The organism is Massilia atriviolacea, from assembly GCF_003953935.1.
In the GTDB taxonomy this organism is placed as follows: domain Bacteria; phylum Pseudomonadota; class Gammaproteobacteria; order Burkholderiales; family Burkholderiaceae_D; genus Telluria_A; species Telluria_A atriviolacea.
On the sequence record NZ_RXLQ01000001.1, the window covers coordinates 298,375 to 311,769 of the forward strand.

The following is a 13,395-nucleotide window of genomic DNA, read 5'->3' on the forward strand; positions in this document are numbered from 1 at the left end:
CTTAAAAAGTGTAGCGGGCGGTCAGGGCGACGGCGCGGCGTTGGCCGTAGAAGCAGTCGCCGCGCGCGAGGCAGGTCGAAATCTGGACTTTGTCGGTCAGGTTGGTGACGTTGAGCGCCACCCGCAGCGGACCGCTGCTGTACGAGAGCATGGCGTCGAGCAGGGTGATGTCGGGCGTTTCGAGCTGGTCGAGGCCGTCCATCGAGGAGCCGAGGTAGCGCACGCCGGCGCCGGCCGAAAAGCCGTCCTGCTGCGCGACCGAGAAGCGGTGCGTCAGCCAGGCCGACACATTGTGCTTGGGGATGCCGCTCAGGCGCTTGCCCTTGTCGGCGCCGTTGCTGCGCGAGACGGTGGCGTCGGTGTAGGCGTAGCCGGCGGTCCAGTCCCAGTCGCGTCCCAGGTTGCCGGCGCTTTCCAGTTCCAGGCCGCGCACGTGCACTTCGCCGATCTGGATGCTGTTGAGCGGATTGGCCGGGTCGGCGGTCTTGCGGTTGGTGTCGCGCAGGTCGTAGACGGCCAGGGTGGTCATCAGGTTGCGGCCCGGGGGCTGCCATTTCAGGCCGGCTTCCCACTGTTCGCCGCGCTGCGGTTCGAACGCCTTGCCGCCCAGGTCCACGCCGCCGAGCGGCAGGAACGATTCGGCGTAGCTGACATACGGCGACCAGCCGCCGTCGGCCAGGTAGAGCAGGCCGACGCGCTTCGTATTCGCGCTATCGTCGGTGCGCGCGCTGGCGCGGCCTTCGACATCGTTGGTCACGCCGTCGTGGCGCAGGCCGAGCACCGCGACCCAGTGCGGGCCGTACTTGACCTGGTCCTGCAGGTAGTAGCCGTTCTGGCGCAGATTGGTGGTCGGCAGGTGGGCCAGCGATGCCGGGCGGGTGTAGTTGCCGTACACCGGCGCGTACACGTCCAGCGGCGCGGCCACGCCACGCCCGCTGGCCTGGCGCGTTTCGACGCGCTGCACATCGGCGCCGAACAGGATCGTGTGCTGCAGCGGACCGGTGGCCAGCTTGGCTTCCAGCTGGGTGTCGACCAGCAGGGTCTCCAGATTGTTCAGGTTCTGCGTCAGGTCGCGGTTGATGGTGCGCTGGTCGGCGTTGAACACCGGGCGCGCCGGCCGGCCGGTCGCCGCAACGGCGGTGAAGCTGGTGTAGGCGCTGCGGTAATCGACTTCGCTTTTGGTCTTGCGCATGGTCTGGCGCAGGCTCAGGGCATCGTTGAAGCGGTGGCTGAACAGGTAGCCGAGCGCTGTCTGCTCGGTGTCGTAGGCGTCGTAACCCGGCTCGCCGGTGAACAGGCTGGTCGGAATCTGGCCGTATTTGGTCGGCAGCAGGGTGCCCTGCCATGGGAAGAAGCCGATCATCGAGCCGCTCTGGTCTTCCTGGCGCAGGGCCAGCAAGGTGAGCGAGGTATTCGCGTTCGGCGCCCAGGTCAGCGAGGGGGCGATCAGCTTGCGGTCGTCGTCGACCATGTTCACCTGCGTGCCGCTGTTGCGGCCCACGGCGACCAGGCGCGCCAGCCAGTGGCCGTCCTTGTCCAGCACCTGGTTGATGTCGAGCGAAACCTGCTTGCGGCTGTTGCTGCCGATTTGCACCTGCACTTCGCGTTGCGAGGTCGCCATCGGCCGCTTGGAGACCAGGTTGACCACGCCGCCGATGCCGCCCTGGCCGTACAGGACCGACGACGGCCCGCGCAGCACTTCGACCCGTTCGAGCGTGTACGGATCGGGGCGGGTGGTGTTGTAGGTGCCGAAGTTCGACTGCACGCCGTCCTGCAGCATGGCCGGATTGCCGCCGCGCGAGGTGACCGAATCGACCCGGCTGTCGAAGTAGCTCGATACCAGTCCGGCGCTGTAGTTCAGGGTCTGGCGCAGGGTCTGCGCGCCCTGTTCCTCGAAACGCTCGCGCGGAATCACGCTGATCGACTGCGGGGTTTCGATCAGCGGGGTGTCGGTCTTGGTGCCGGCGCCGCTGCGGCGCGCGACGTAGCCGTTGTCTTCCTTCTTGCCGTCGACGGTGATGACCGGCATGGCGACAGCGGCGGGGGCGTCGTCGGCCGCCTCGCCGGCGTAGGCCAGGGAAGCGGGAGCGGCGAGCGCGGCGAAGATGAGGGCGGAGCGGACCGCTGCGGCCAGCGGAAGGGGATTACAGTGCGCGGCGCCGGCATACGCCGGGCCGACAGGTGCGTAGTGCGCCATGGGAACCATCCTGAGATAAAGTGCAATGGCTGGCTGTTGATGCGATGGCTGGCTATTGAATGAGAATTATTCTCAATTATAGCGGTTTGATTTCAATCCGGCAATGGTGCTTTATGCTAAACGGATATGCAGGGCGGGCAGGGCGCTCTCGGCGCTGGCTTCGAGCTTGAGCGCGAGCAGGTCGTCGGCCCGGGTTTTGCCCAGGTTGATGGCGGCGATCGGCTTGCCGCTGGCGGCCGCCATGCGGCAGAAGCGATATCCGGAATACACCACCAGCGAAGAGCCGACGACCAGCAGGGCATCGGCCGCCTCCATGCGCGCGAGCGCCTCGCGCGTGACGGCGGCCGGCACGCCGTCGCCGAAAAACACCACGTCCGGTTTCAGCGTGCCGCCGCAGTGGACGCAGTACGGCAGGTGGAATTCGGCCAGCGCGTCCGGCTCCAGGTGGGCGTCGCCGTCCGGTGCGGGCGTGGCCACGGCGCCGGCCAGCGCCGGATTGGCTTCGACCAGCTGCCCCTGCACGAAACTGCGCGGAAAGCTGGCGTGGCAGTCCAGGCAGACCACCTTGTGGATGTTGCCGTGCAGTTCAAGGACATCGGCGCTGCCGGCGCGCTGGTGCAGGCCGTCGACATTCTGCGTCATCAGCGCGCCCAGCCTTCCCGCCGCCTGCAGGCCGGCCAGGGCGGCGTGACCGGCGTTGGGCGCGGCGGCCGACAGGGCAGGATAGCCGACCATGCTGCGCGCCCAGTAGCGCTTGCGCACCGCCTCGAGCTTGCGGAATTCCGGGCCCTGGACCGGCGTTTTGCCGCGCCGCACGCCGTCGCGGTCGCGGTAGTCGGGGATGCCGGACGCGGTGCTCATGCCGGCGCCGCTCAAGACCAGGATGCGCCGGTGGCGCCCGACAAAGCCGGCCAGGGCGTCGCCGTCAGCCGTCATGGGAATGCACCACCAGTTCGTCGAAGCCGGAGGCGGCGTCCGGCTCGCGCGTGAAGCGGTGCGCGGGCAGCAGGGCGACCAGGATTTCGGCCGTGGTGCGGATGGTGCAGCCGGCCAGCACATGGCCGCCCACGACGCGTCCGGCCGCATCGGCCAGCGCCATGTGCAGGTGCGGGCCGTCCGGCGACAGCGAGCCGGCCAGGGTCAGGATTTCGATGTCGCCTTCGACTTCGGTCGCGTCGGAGGCACCGGCCAGGCGCAGGCGCGCGCCGCGCAGGCTGCCGATGCCCTGCAAAACGAAGCCGGCCGCCGCGCCCTGATCGGCCAGCACGCCGGCCAGGGCGGCGCGCAAGTCCTGGCCCGGTTGCAGTCGGAGGGGAAGTGTCTTCATGCGCCCGATTCTACCCGGCCTTGCGGCGCGACGAGAACACGATCCCGCCGACGATCAGCGCAAACGCCGCTCCGTGGTACAGGTGCGGCAGTTCGCCCAGGAAAGCGGACGACATCATGGCTGCGAACAGCGGGGTCAGGTTGCTGAAGAAGGCGCCTACGTTCGGTCCCGCGCGCTGCACGCCGGCCCCCCAGCAGCGAAAGGCGATGATGGCCGGGCCGATGGCCACGTACATCAGGGCGGCGGCGACGGTCCAGCTCCAGTGGACGGATACAGCGCCGCCGGTCCATTCGACTCCGGCGAATACGCCCGACCACAGCACGCCGTAGATGACCTGGGCCAGCAAGAAGGCGGCCCAGTCGGCGCGTACGGCGGGCGGATCGTTGTGGCGCGTCAGCAGCCAGCTATAGAAGGACCAGGCGATGGTCGCCAGGATCATGTACAGGTCGCCGGCGACCAGGCGCATCGCGGCCAACTGCTGCCAGTCGCCCCGGCACAGCACCACCAGCACGCCGGCGATCGACATGGCGGCGCCGACGACCTGCTGGCGCCCGACCTTCACGCCGAAGAACAGGGCGCCGATGGCCAGCATCCAGACCGGCATGCCGGCCGCCACCAGGGTGACGTTGATCGGGGTGGAGCTCTGCAGCGCCAGGTATTGAAGGGAGTTATACAGGCCGATGCCGAGCAGGCCCAGAAGCGCGAAGCGGCGCCAGTTGGCGCGCAGGGCGTCGCTGGCGAACAGGCGCCGTCCCAGCGGCAGCAGGATCAGCATGGCGATCGACCAGCGCAGCAGGTTGAGCGTCATCGGCGGCACCGCCTCGCGCACCAGGCGGCCGACGATGGCGTTACCTGCCCACAGAAGCGGGGGCAGGGTCAGCAAACCGATGGTGGAGGGAGACAGTCTCTGGTTCATGAGTCGCCGTCGTTCGCGCCGAGAGCCGCCTTGGCGCGGGACCGACGTTAACGGCGTGGAGGAGTGAGCACGCTCGGCAAGGCTTTCGGCAGCGTATTCGGATAGTCGCGGCTGAAATGCAGGCCACGGCTTTCGCGCCTCGTCAGCGCGCTGTTGACGATCAGCGACGCCACGTCGACCAGGTTGCGCAGTTCCAGCAAATCGTGCGTGATGCGGAAGTTGCGGTAGTACTCGTCGATTTCTTCCTTGAGCAGCGCGATGCGGTGCTGGGCGCGCTCCAGGCGCTTGGTGGTGCGCACGATGCCGACGTAATTCCACATGAAGCGGCGCAGTTCGTCCCAGTTGTGGGCGATGACGACTTCCTCGTCGGCGTTGGTGACGCGGCTTTCGTCCCAGGCCGGCAGGTCGCGTGCTTCGCCTTTCGGCATGGCGGCGATGTCGTGCGCGCAGGCGCGACCGACCACCAGGCATTCGAGCAGCGAATTGCTGGCCAGGCGGTTGGCCCCGTGCAGGCCGGTGCAGGCCGTTTCGCCGACCGCGTACAGGCCCGGGACATCGGTGCGCCCGGCCAGGTCGGTGACGATGCCGCCGCAGGTGAAGTGCACGGCCGGCACCACCGGAATCGGTTCCCTGGTGATGTCGATGCCCAGTTCCAGGCAGCGCGCATAAATGGTCGGGAAGTGCTCCTTGAGGAATTCCGGCGACTGGTGGCTGATATCGAGATTGACGTAATCGAGGCCGCGCTTTTTCATCTCGAAGTCGATGGCGCGCGCCACCACGTCGCGCGGGGCCAGTTCGCCACGCTCGTCGTGCATCGGCATGAAGCGCGTGCCGGCGGCGGCGCCGGCTTCGGGCGGCAGCTTGAGCAAGCCGCCTTCGCCGCGGATCGCTTCGGTGATCAGGAAGGACTTGGCGTACGGGTGGTACAGGCAGGTCGGGTGGAACTGGATGAATTCCATGTTCGAGACGCGGCAGCCGGCGCGCCAGGCCATGGCGATGCCGTCGCCGGTCGCGGTATCCGGATTGGTCGTATATAAATACACCTTGCCGGCGCCGCCGGTGGCCAGCACCGTGTGCTCGGCCTCGAAGGTGAGCACCTTGCCGGTTTTTTCGTCCTGCACGTACAGGCCGTAGCAGTGCGGCTGGCCGGCGCTGGCGGCGGCCGGCTTCGGTCCCACCTTGTCGGAGGTGATGACGTCGATGGCGCAGTGCTGCTCGAACAGGGTGATGTTCGGATGCGCGCGCACCTTCTGTTCGAGCGTGACCTGGACCGCGTGCCCGGTGGCGTCGGCCGCGTGGATGATGCGGCGCTGGCTGTGGCCTCCCTCGCGGGTCAGGTGAAAGCCCATTTCGGCGCTCGGGTCGCGCGTGAACGGCACGCCCTGGTCGATCAGCCATTCGATCGCTTCGCGCCCGTGTTCGACGATGAAGCGGGTGGCCGCCTCGTCGCACAGGCCGCCGCCGGCGACCAGGGTGTCGTCGATGTGCTGGGCGTGGCTGTCGCCCGAGTCCAGCACCGCGGCGATGCCGCCCTGGGCCCAGTTGCTGGCTCCGTCGAGCAGGGCCCGTTTGGAGATGATGGCCACGGTGCGCGTCTGCGCGAGATGCAGGGCAACCGACAGACCGGCCAGTCCGCTGCCGACAATAGCGACGTCAAATTTCATGTTAGGTGAGTAATTGATAGCGAAGCATCACTATAGTCTATTTGGGTGCAGCGCGTCTGGCCTTCCGGAAATGCCCAAAATTCCTTGTTTCCAGTCAATACCTTTTGTGCTTCTGTAAGCGATTATCTAGCACGCCGTGCCGTGGGCACGGACGCGGCAGGCATTGCTCGCATGGGGGAAACGTGATCCGGATCTTCAGTCACTACGTATCCAAGATGGCCTTCGTGCTGCTCTTGCTCGAACTGTTGATGTTGCTCGCATCGGCCAGCGTGGCCTCGGTGCTGTGGTTTTCCGACCAGCATGGCAATTTTCGGGCCGATAACCTCTACCTGTCTTCCCTGACCTTCGCCCTGGTCATCATTTTCAGCATGAGCGCCCTCGGGATGTACCAGCATGGCTCGCGCGAGGGCATCCGCACCACCCTGATCCGCATCATGCCCTCGTTCGCGCTCGGTTTCGCACTGCTGTCCGCGCTGATCGCGGTGCGTCCGGAGATCTATTTCGGGCGCGGCATCAGCAGCGCGATCTTCGCCATCGGCGCCACCGCCGTGGTGCTCACGCGCCTGGTGGTGTTCAAGTCGGCCGAGTCGGCCCTGCTCGAAGCGCGCCTGATGTTCGTCGGCAGCGGCCCGCTGGCGCGCGAATGCATGGACCTGGCGCACAGCAAGATCGGCCTGCACCAGTTCAGCGTGGTCGGCTGCGTGCCGATCGCCGGCGAAGACAGCTGCGTGCCGACCTCCCAGCTGCTGCCGCTGGGCGAGTCGCTGCTGGCCATGGCGCGCCGCTACGAGGCGCGCGAGCTGGTGGTGACGGTGACCAACCGGCGCAGCAAGGAGTTTCCGGTGCGCGAGCTGCTGGCCTGCGCCCTGGGCGGGGTGCGCGTGATCGACGCCGCCACGTTTTTCGAGCGCGAAGCGTGCCAGATCCGGCTCGACTCGCTGCAACCGAGCTACCTGATATTCGGCGGCGGTTTCGACCAGAGCTTCTGGCGCGCCAGCGTCAAGCGCAGCTTCGACCTGCTCGCCAGCGGCTTGATCGCCGTGGCCGCGCTGCCGGTGATGCTGGCGGCGGCGGCCGCGATCCGCTGCGAGGATGGCGGGCCGGTGTTCTACCAGCAGGAGCGGGTCGGCAAGGATGGCGCGATCTTCAATGTGCTCAAGTTCCGCAGCATGCGCAAGAACGCCGAGGCGCTCGGGGTGCCCACCTGGGCTGCCGCCGACGATCCGCGCATCACGCGCGTCGGGCGCTACCTGCGCAAGCTGCGCATCGACGAGCTGCCGCAGATGCTCAATGTGTTCCGGGGCGAGATGAGTTTCGTCGGCCCGCGCCCGGAGCGCGCCTTTTTCGTCGACCAGCTGGCGCGCGATATCCCTTACTACAACGTCCGCCACAGCATCAAGCCGGGCGTGACGGGCCTGGCCCAGGTGCGCTACCAGTATGGCGCCTCGGTCGAAGACGCGATCCAGAAACTGCAGTACGACCTGTACTACGTGAAGAACAACAGCCTGTTCCTCGATCTGCTGATCCTGATCGATACGGTGCAGGTGGTTTTGTTGGGCAAGGGAAGCCGCTGAAGGCGACCCGTCTCTTACAAGGAGCTGCGACATGGGCAAAAAGAAGCTGTTGGTGGTCGAGGATGACAAGGGTCTGCAAAAGCAGCTGCGCTGGAGCTTCGACGGCTACGAGGTGCTGATCGCCGAAGACCGCGAGAGCGCGCTGGCGCAGCTGCGCCGCCACCGGCCGGCCGTGGTCACGCTCGACCTGGGCCTGCCGCCCGACCCGGACGGCGCCGCCGAGGGACTGGCGACCTTGCAGGCGCTGCTGGCGGAGGCCCCCGACACCAAGGTGATCGTCTTGTCCGGCAACCAGGAACGCGCCCACGCGCTCAAGGCGATCGGGATGGGCGCCTACGATTTCCACCAGAAGCCGTTCGACGCCGACACCCTGAAGCTGGTGGTGGAGCGCGCCTACTACCTGCACGCCATGCAGGAAGAGAACCAGCGCATGCTGCAGATCGGGGCGGACTCGCCGCTGGCGCGCATCGTCACGCGCGACCCGGCCATGCTGCGCCTGTGCCGCAGCGTCGAAAAGCTGGCGCCGTCGTCGGCCACCGTGATGCTGCTGGGGGACTCGGGCAGCGGCAAGGAGCTGTTCGCGCGCGGCCTGCACGACCTGTCGGCGCGCCACGACAAGCGCTTCGTGGCGATCAACTGCGCCGCGATTCCCGCCGACCTGCTCGAGAGCGAATTGTTCGGCCACGAAAAAGGGGCGTTCACCGGCGCCGGCCAGCAAACCCTGGGCAAGATCGAAATGGCCCAGGGCGGCACCTTCTTCCTCGACGAAATCGGCGACATGGCGATGGCGCTGCAGGCCAAGCTGCTGCGCTTCGTGCAGGAGCGCGTGATCGAACGGATCGGCGGGCGCAGCGAAATCGCGATCGACGCGCGCATCGTCTGCGCCACCCACCAGGATTTGCCGAAGCTGGTGCGCGAGGGGCGCTTTCGCGAGGACCTGTACTATCGCCTGAGCGAAGTGGTGCTGGCCATTCCGCCGCTGCGCGAACGGGTCGGCGACGCCGTGCTGCTGGCGCACCATTTCAAGCACCAGGCCAGCCTGATGGAACGGCGCCACGTGCCGGCCTTGACCGAAGACGCGGTGCTGGCGATCGAGCAGTACGGCTGGCCGGGCAATGTGCGCGAGCTGGAAAACTGCATCCGGCGCGCGGTGATCATGGCGGAAGGGCCGCAGATCTGCGCGCGCGACCTTGGCCTGGGCGGCGTGCCGCAGGCGGACGCCCCGGTCAACCTGCGCCAGGTGCGCGACGCCGCCGAATACAAGGTGATGGTGACGGCGCTGGCGCGCACCAACGGTTCGATCGTCAAGGCGGCCGAGCTGCTGGGGGTCAGCCGGCCGACCCTGTACGACCTGATGCACCATCACGGGATCCGGATATCGCCCTGAACGGGGCGATGCGCCTCACCAGGAAGCGATCCAGTTGGCGCTGACCTCCGCCACCTCGTCTCGCCACGCACGGCTGGCGAAGGTGCGGCCGGCGCCGGCGATGGTGACGCATTTGCAGCGCAGCGCATGGCGCGCGATCAGGGCGGGCAACTGCTGCGCCGCCGCATCCTGGCCGCCCAGGATCAGCAGCGCGGCGCCGTCGAAACCGGCCAGGCCGGCCAGCACGCGCTGCGCCAGCATGTCCGGCGCGGCGTCGGCGCGCGGCGCGAGCCAGGGATTGAGCAGCACCACGCCGGCCACGCGGGCCTCGGCTTGCGCGTAGCGCAGGGCGGCCATGGCGGCGTCGCCAAGGCCCCACAGCACCAGCTCGCGCAGCTCCGGGACCTGGGCGAAGAAGGCGCGGATGGCGGCATCGACATCGTCGGCTAGGGCGTCGATGGTGCGCGCTTCGCCCTCGCTGTCGCCCATGCCGCGGTGGTCGAAACGCAGCACCGGGATGCCGCGCCCGGCCAGCACCCGCGCCAGCAGCGTGAAATGGCGGTGCTGGCCGATGCGGTATTGCGGACCGCTGGTGACGACCAGGACGCCGCGCGCCAGCGGGCGCTCGGGCAGGTCGAGGATGCCGATCAGGGAATTGCCCTGGCAGCTGAACTGGACTGCGCGTTGTTCGGCAAACATCAGCGTTCCCCCATGAAGACGGCGCTGGTGGCGTCGAGCAGCGCCGGGCAATCGGCGATGTCGTTGGCGCCCCAGAACGGCCGCCCCTCGATCGGGTGGAAATGCAGGGTGGCCCCGCGCGCGTTCCAGCGGCGCGCGATGCGGGCGGCGCTGGCGGCCAGGCGCAGCGGCGCCGGCGAGCCGCTGGCGAACCAGTGCACCTGGCAGGGCGGCAGCGGCAGCGCCGCCGCGTCGCAGGCATCGATGGCATGCGCCAGCGGCGCGGCCAGTTCGTAGCCGCCGACTTCGAGCATGCCGCGCGTCCTCAATGCGGCGCGCAGCTGGCCGGTGGTGCCCAGGGTGGCCGGGTCGCCCGGGTCGCTGGCGCGCATGCGCGCCGCCAGGTCCTGGCGCAGGAACTGGTTGATGCAGGTGTGCCCGTTGAGGAAGGGCTGCCACAGGATGATGCCGTCGACCTGCATCCCGCAGGCGGCGTCGAGGGCCAGCAAGCCGCCCAGGCGCACGCCCCACAGGTGCATCGGCCCGCTGCCCGCGCGCTCGCGCAGCCATGCGCGGGCGCTGGCAAGGTCGCGTTTCCAGATGTCCCAGCGTGCCACGCTCAGGTCGCCGCAACTGTCGCCGCAGCCGAACAGGTCGATCTGCAGCACCGCGTAGCCGGCCGCCGCGAAGCGCCGCGCCTGCAGGCTGGCCATGCGGCGCGCCTTGTTCATTTCGTCGGCGAAGGGATGGACGTACAGGATCGCCCCGCGCGCGGGCACCTGCGGCGCGGGCGCGTGATACAGGCTGAAACGGGTGCCGGGATCGACATCGAAGAAAAACGGATACACGCGCGGTAGCGGCAGCAGGGGCGCATTCATGGTGGTCGGATCTCCTGTACGGACCCCGGTCTCGGCCCGGGTCGCAAGATTACGGGCGCGCTGGTGATGCCATGCACGGTTCCGTCGCCCCTGTCGTGTCCGCGGAACCGGTTTCATTAAACACCCCCGACAGAGCGGCCTCTTGAGCGGGCACAAGCTCAAGAGTGCCCGGGCCTTGTTTGATACGGGTCAAGGACAGCGCCGCCGTTTTTCCTGACCATAGATTCCCACTGGAAACAAACTAATCGAGGACACCATGCCCCAGCTCGTGCACGAACTCATCACGGAGGCGGCCCGCCGCACGCCGCAGGGCCTGGCCTTGCGCTATCTCGACAACAGCCTCGCGTATGCCGAGCTGGCGCAGGGGGTCGAGGTTGCGGCGCAGGGCTTGCTGGCCCTGGGGCTGGAGCGCGGCGAGCGGGTCGCGATTTTTCTCGACAAGTGCGAGGAAGCGGTGCTGGCCATGTTCGGCGCGGCCGCCGCCGGGCTGGTGTTCGTGCCCGTCAATCCCCTGCTGAAAGCGGGCCAGGTCGGCCATGTGCTGCGCGACAGCGGCGCCCGCGTGCTGCTGACCTCGCCCGGCCGGCTGGCGGCGCTCGAGCTCGAACTGGCGCAGTGCCCGGGCCTGCGCTGCGTACTGCAGACCGGGCGCGAGGATGGCATGCTGCCCGGGCTGGGCGTGCTCGGCTGGGACGGCTGGCTGCGGCGCGCCGCCGCCGGCCCTGCGCGCGCGGCGCATCGGCGCATCGAAAGCGACATCGCGGCCCTGTTGTACACCTCGGGCGGGAGCGGCGCGCCCAAGGGCGTGGTGCTGTCGCACCGCAACCTGGTGGCGGGCGCGGCCAGCGTGTCCGGCGAACTCGGGCACACGGCGCAAGACCGCATCCTGGCGCTGCTGCCGTTCAGCCTGGCTTACGGCCTGAGCCAGCTGACCGGCGCCTTTGCCGCCGGCGCCGCCGTGGTGCTGATGAATCCACTGTTGACGCGCGATATTCCGGCCCTGGCCGCGCGCGAACGCATTACCGGCCTGGCCGCGCTGCCGCCGCTGTGGATCCAGTTGGCCGAGCTGCACTGGGAAGCGGCCGGCAGCCTGCGCTACCTGACCAGTTCCGGCGGGACCTTGCCGCGCGCCACCCTGGACGCGCTGCGGCGGCGCCTGCCGCAGGCACGCATGTACCTGATGTTCGGGATGACCGAGGCGTTCCGCTCGACCTGCCTGACGCCCGAGCAGCGCGCGCTGCGTCCCGATTCCATCGGCAAGGCGATCGCGAATGCCGAGGTGCTGGTGCTGCGGCCGGACGGCCAGCCGTGCGCGCCGGGCGAGCCGGGCGAACTGGTGCATCGCGGACCGCTGGTGGCGCTCGGCTACTGGAACGACGCGGCGCGCAGCGCCGAGCGCTTCCGCCCCTTGCCCTCGCGCGACGGCGCGCCGCTGGCCGAACTGGCGCTGTGGACCGGGGATACGGTGCGCATCGACGAGGAAGGCTATCTGTACTTTCTCGGGCGCAGCGACGAGACCATCAAGACCGGCGGCTACCGGGTCAGTCCGAGCGAGATCGAGGACGTGCTGTACGCGACCGGGCTGGTGGAGGAAGCGGCGGCGCTGGGGCTCGATCATCCGGTGCTGGGACAGTCGATCGCGCTGGCGGTGACGGCGCGCTCCGGCTGCCCGCTGGAGCCGGCGGCGCTGCTGGCGGCTTGCCGCGCCAAGTTGCCGGCTTACATGATGCCGCTGCTGGCGCAAGTGCGGGCGGCGGCCTTGCCGCGCAGTCCCAACGGCAAGTTCGACCGGCGCCTGCTGGCCGCGCAGATGGCGGGCGCGGCCTGACTGTCCCGGCTTAGCCGCGTGCGAACAGATTGCCGGCCATGCGCATGAGAAACGCGCCGCTGCCGCCTTCGCAAGGAGTCAGGCGCGGCAGGGCGAACAGGTCGCTGCCGCTGCGGGCGGCGCCGCGCGCCGAACCGACCGCCGCCTCGAAACCCTGGGCGCGCAGCATCAGGCCGTGGCGCTGTTCGAAATCCTGGCCCGGCTTGCCGCTGGGATAGGCGAACAGGCGCACCGGGGCCCGGATCAGCGCTTCGATGCGCTGCCGGCCTTCGGCGATTTCGGCGCGCGCGGCGGCGTTGGACAGGCTCGAAAGCACCGTGTGGTGCAAGGGATGGGCGCCGATGCCCATGCCGGCGCGGTGCAGGGCCAGCAGCTGGTCGGAACTCATCATGGTTGGAGTCGGGCGGCGCGCCATCGACAGGGCGCGCGCCAGGCGTTCGGCCGGCGGCAGCAGGCGCAGCGCGGCCAGCAGCATCTCGATCACGGCGCGGCGGCGCAGCGGGCAGCCGATATCGTAGCTGGCAAAGCCGCTGCGGCCCAGGTTCAGGCGTTCTCCCGGGGCGTTGCGCACCACTTCGGTGACGATGTCGCTCCAGGTGCAGCCGCCGTCGAGGTAGCTCGCGGCCACGAAGAAGGTGGCCGGTACGCCGTAGCGCTGCAGCAGGGGCAGGACGACCGAGGCGTGCTCGGCGTAGCCATGGTCGAAGGTCAGGCAGGCGGCGCGCGCCGGCAGCGTGCCCTCGGCCAGGTGGGTGACGGCGCGCGCGAGCGGCATCAGGCGGAACCAGCGGCGCAGCAGGCGCAACTGCTGCTCGAAACGGCGCGCGTGCAGGGATTCGGGAAACAGCGGGTCGGGCGCGGCATGGACGCGCTGATAGACGAGGATCGAAAGGGGGACGCGCATGGGTTTTTCTTTGGCGAAACTAGTTGACTTGCCTCAATGAAGCCCCGGTGCCCGTCGGTACAC

At 68.7% G+C, this 13,395-nt stretch carries 11 protein-coding genes; 3 read left to right on the forward strand and 8 right to left on the reverse strand.

The window, feature by feature from the left end:
* Position 1 precedes the first annotated feature (1 nt).
* The 5 genes from EJB06_RS01290 to nadB all read right to left on the reverse strand — a co-directional run bounded on the left by EJB06_RS01290 (position 2) and on the right by nadB (position 6,104).
* The gene (locus tag EJB06_RS01290) at positions 2-2,197 is read right to left on the reverse strand and encodes a TonB-dependent siderophore receptor (protein WP_126072186.1); all 2,196 of its coding nucleotides are present in this window, start codon (positions 2,195-2,197) and stop codon (positions 2-4) included.
* Positions 2,198-2,308: 111 nt separating this feature from the next.
* Positions 2,309-3,133 (reverse strand): NAD-dependent protein deacetylase, encoded by an 825-nt coding sequence (locus EJB06_RS01295; RefSeq protein ID WP_126072187.1) that lies wholly within the window; start codon positions 3,131-3,133, stop codon positions 2,309-2,311.
* On the reverse strand, positions 3,123-3,524 hold the full coding sequence (locus EJB06_RS01300) for a PPC domain-containing DNA-binding protein (RefSeq protein ID WP_126072188.1): 402 nt from the start codon (positions 3,522-3,524) through the stop codon (positions 3,123-3,125). Before EJB06_RS01300 ends, EJB06_RS01295 begins: the two co-directional genes overlap by 11 nt.
* 10 nt (positions 3,525-3,534) lie before the next feature.
* Complete coding sequence (locus tag EJB06_RS01305; RefSeq protein ID WP_126072189.1) at positions 3,535-4,440, reverse strand: DMT family transporter; 906 nt, start codon at positions 4,438-4,440, stop codon at positions 3,535-3,537.
* A 47-nt stretch (positions 4,441-4,487) separates the two neighbouring features.
* Positions 4,488-6,104 (reverse strand): L-aspartate oxidase, encoded by a 1,617-nt coding sequence (gene nadB / locus EJB06_RS01310; RefSeq protein ID WP_126072190.1) that lies wholly within the window; start codon positions 6,102-6,104, stop codon positions 4,488-4,490.
* Positions 6,105-6,286: 182 nt separating this feature from the next.
* Between nadB and EJB06_RS01315 the strand changes: the two genes are divergently transcribed.
* Positions 6,287-7,678, forward strand: coding sequence for a TIGR03013 family XrtA/PEP-CTERM system glycosyltransferase (locus EJB06_RS01315; protein ID WP_126072191.1), 1,392 nt, complete (start codon positions 6,287-6,289; stop codon positions 7,676-7,678).
* Positions 7,679-7,709: 31 nt separating this feature from the next.
* A complete protein-coding gene (gene prsR, locus EJB06_RS01320) occupies positions 7,710-9,065 on the forward strand; it encodes a PEP-CTERM-box response regulator transcription factor (protein WP_126072192.1) in 1,356 nt (451 codons plus the stop codon).
* Between the two features lie 15 nt (positions 9,066-9,080).
* Here prsR and EJB06_RS01325 read toward each other — a convergent pair whose 3' ends face one another.
* Both EJB06_RS01325 and EJB06_RS01330 read right to left on the reverse strand, forming a co-directional pair.
* Complete coding sequence (locus EJB06_RS01325; RefSeq protein ID WP_126072193.1) at positions 9,081-9,743, reverse strand: hydrolase 1, exosortase A system-associated; 663 nt, start codon at positions 9,741-9,743, stop codon at positions 9,081-9,083.
* Positions 9,743-10,600 (reverse strand): hydrolase 2, exosortase A system-associated, encoded by an 858-nt coding sequence (locus EJB06_RS01330; protein ID WP_126072194.1) that lies wholly within the window; start codon positions 10,598-10,600, stop codon positions 9,743-9,745. The genes EJB06_RS01325 and EJB06_RS01330 overlap by 1 nt, the downstream gene beginning before the upstream one ends.
* A 256-nt stretch (positions 10,601-10,856) precedes the next feature.
* On the opposite strand from EJB06_RS01330, the gene EJB06_RS01335 reads away from it, so the two are divergent.
* Complete coding sequence (locus tag EJB06_RS01335) at positions 10,857-12,428, forward strand: acyl-CoA ligase (AMP-forming), exosortase A system-associated (protein ID WP_126072195.1); 1,572 nt, start codon at positions 10,857-10,859, stop codon at positions 12,426-12,428.
* 10 nt (positions 12,429-12,438) lie between these two features.
* Here the strand turns inward: EJB06_RS01335 and EJB06_RS01340 are convergent, their stop codons facing one another.
* Positions 12,439-13,332 carry a polysaccharide deacetylase family protein gene (locus EJB06_RS01340; RefSeq protein ID WP_126072196.1) on the reverse strand — a complete coding sequence of 298 codons (894 nt, stop codon included), beginning with the start codon at positions 13,330-13,332 and terminating at the stop codon, positions 12,439-12,441.
* Between the last annotated feature and the right edge of the window lie 63 nt (positions 13,333-13,395).

Excerpts from the sequence above, each read along its gene's own strand:
- EJB06_RS01290 (WP_126072186.1), bottom strand. The coding sequence starts at position 2,197 with ATGGCGCACTACGCACCTGTCGGCCCGGCGTATGCCGGCGCCGCGCAC.
- EJB06_RS01330 (WP_126072194.1), bottom strand. The coding sequence starts at position 10,600 with ATGAATGCGCCCCTGCTGCCGCTACCGCGCGTGTATCCGTTTTTCTTC.
- EJB06_RS01295 (WP_126072187.1), bottom strand. The coding sequence starts at position 3,133 with ATGACGGCTGACGGCGACGCCCTGGCCGGCTTTGTCGGGCGCCACCGG.
- EJB06_RS01305 (WP_126072189.1), bottom strand. The coding sequence starts at position 4,440 with ATGAACCAGAGACTGTCTCCCTCCACCATCGGTTTGCTGACCCTGCCC.
- EJB06_RS01325 (WP_126072193.1), bottom strand. The coding sequence starts at position 9,743 with ATGTTTGCCGAACAACGCGCAGTCCAGTTCAGCTGCCAGGGCAATTCC.
- EJB06_RS01300 (WP_126072188.1), bottom strand. The coding sequence starts at position 3,524 with ATGAAGACACTTCCCCTCCGACTGCAACCGGGCCAGGACTTGCGCGCC.
- EJB06_RS01340 (WP_126072196.1), bottom strand. The coding sequence starts at position 13,332 with ATGCGCGTCCCCCTTTCGATCCTCGTCTATCAGCGCGTCCATGCCGCG.
- prsR (WP_126072192.1), top strand. The coding sequence starts at position 7,710 with ATGGGCAAAAAGAAGCTGTTGGTGGTCGAGGATGACAAGGGTCTGCAA.
- EJB06_RS01335 (WP_126072195.1), top strand. The coding sequence starts at position 10,857 with ATGCCCCAGCTCGTGCACGAACTCATCACGGAGGCGGCCCGCCGCACG.
- nadB (WP_126072190.1), bottom strand. The coding sequence starts at position 6,104 with ATGAAATTTGACGTCGCTATTGTCGGCAGCGGACTGGCCGGTCTGTCG.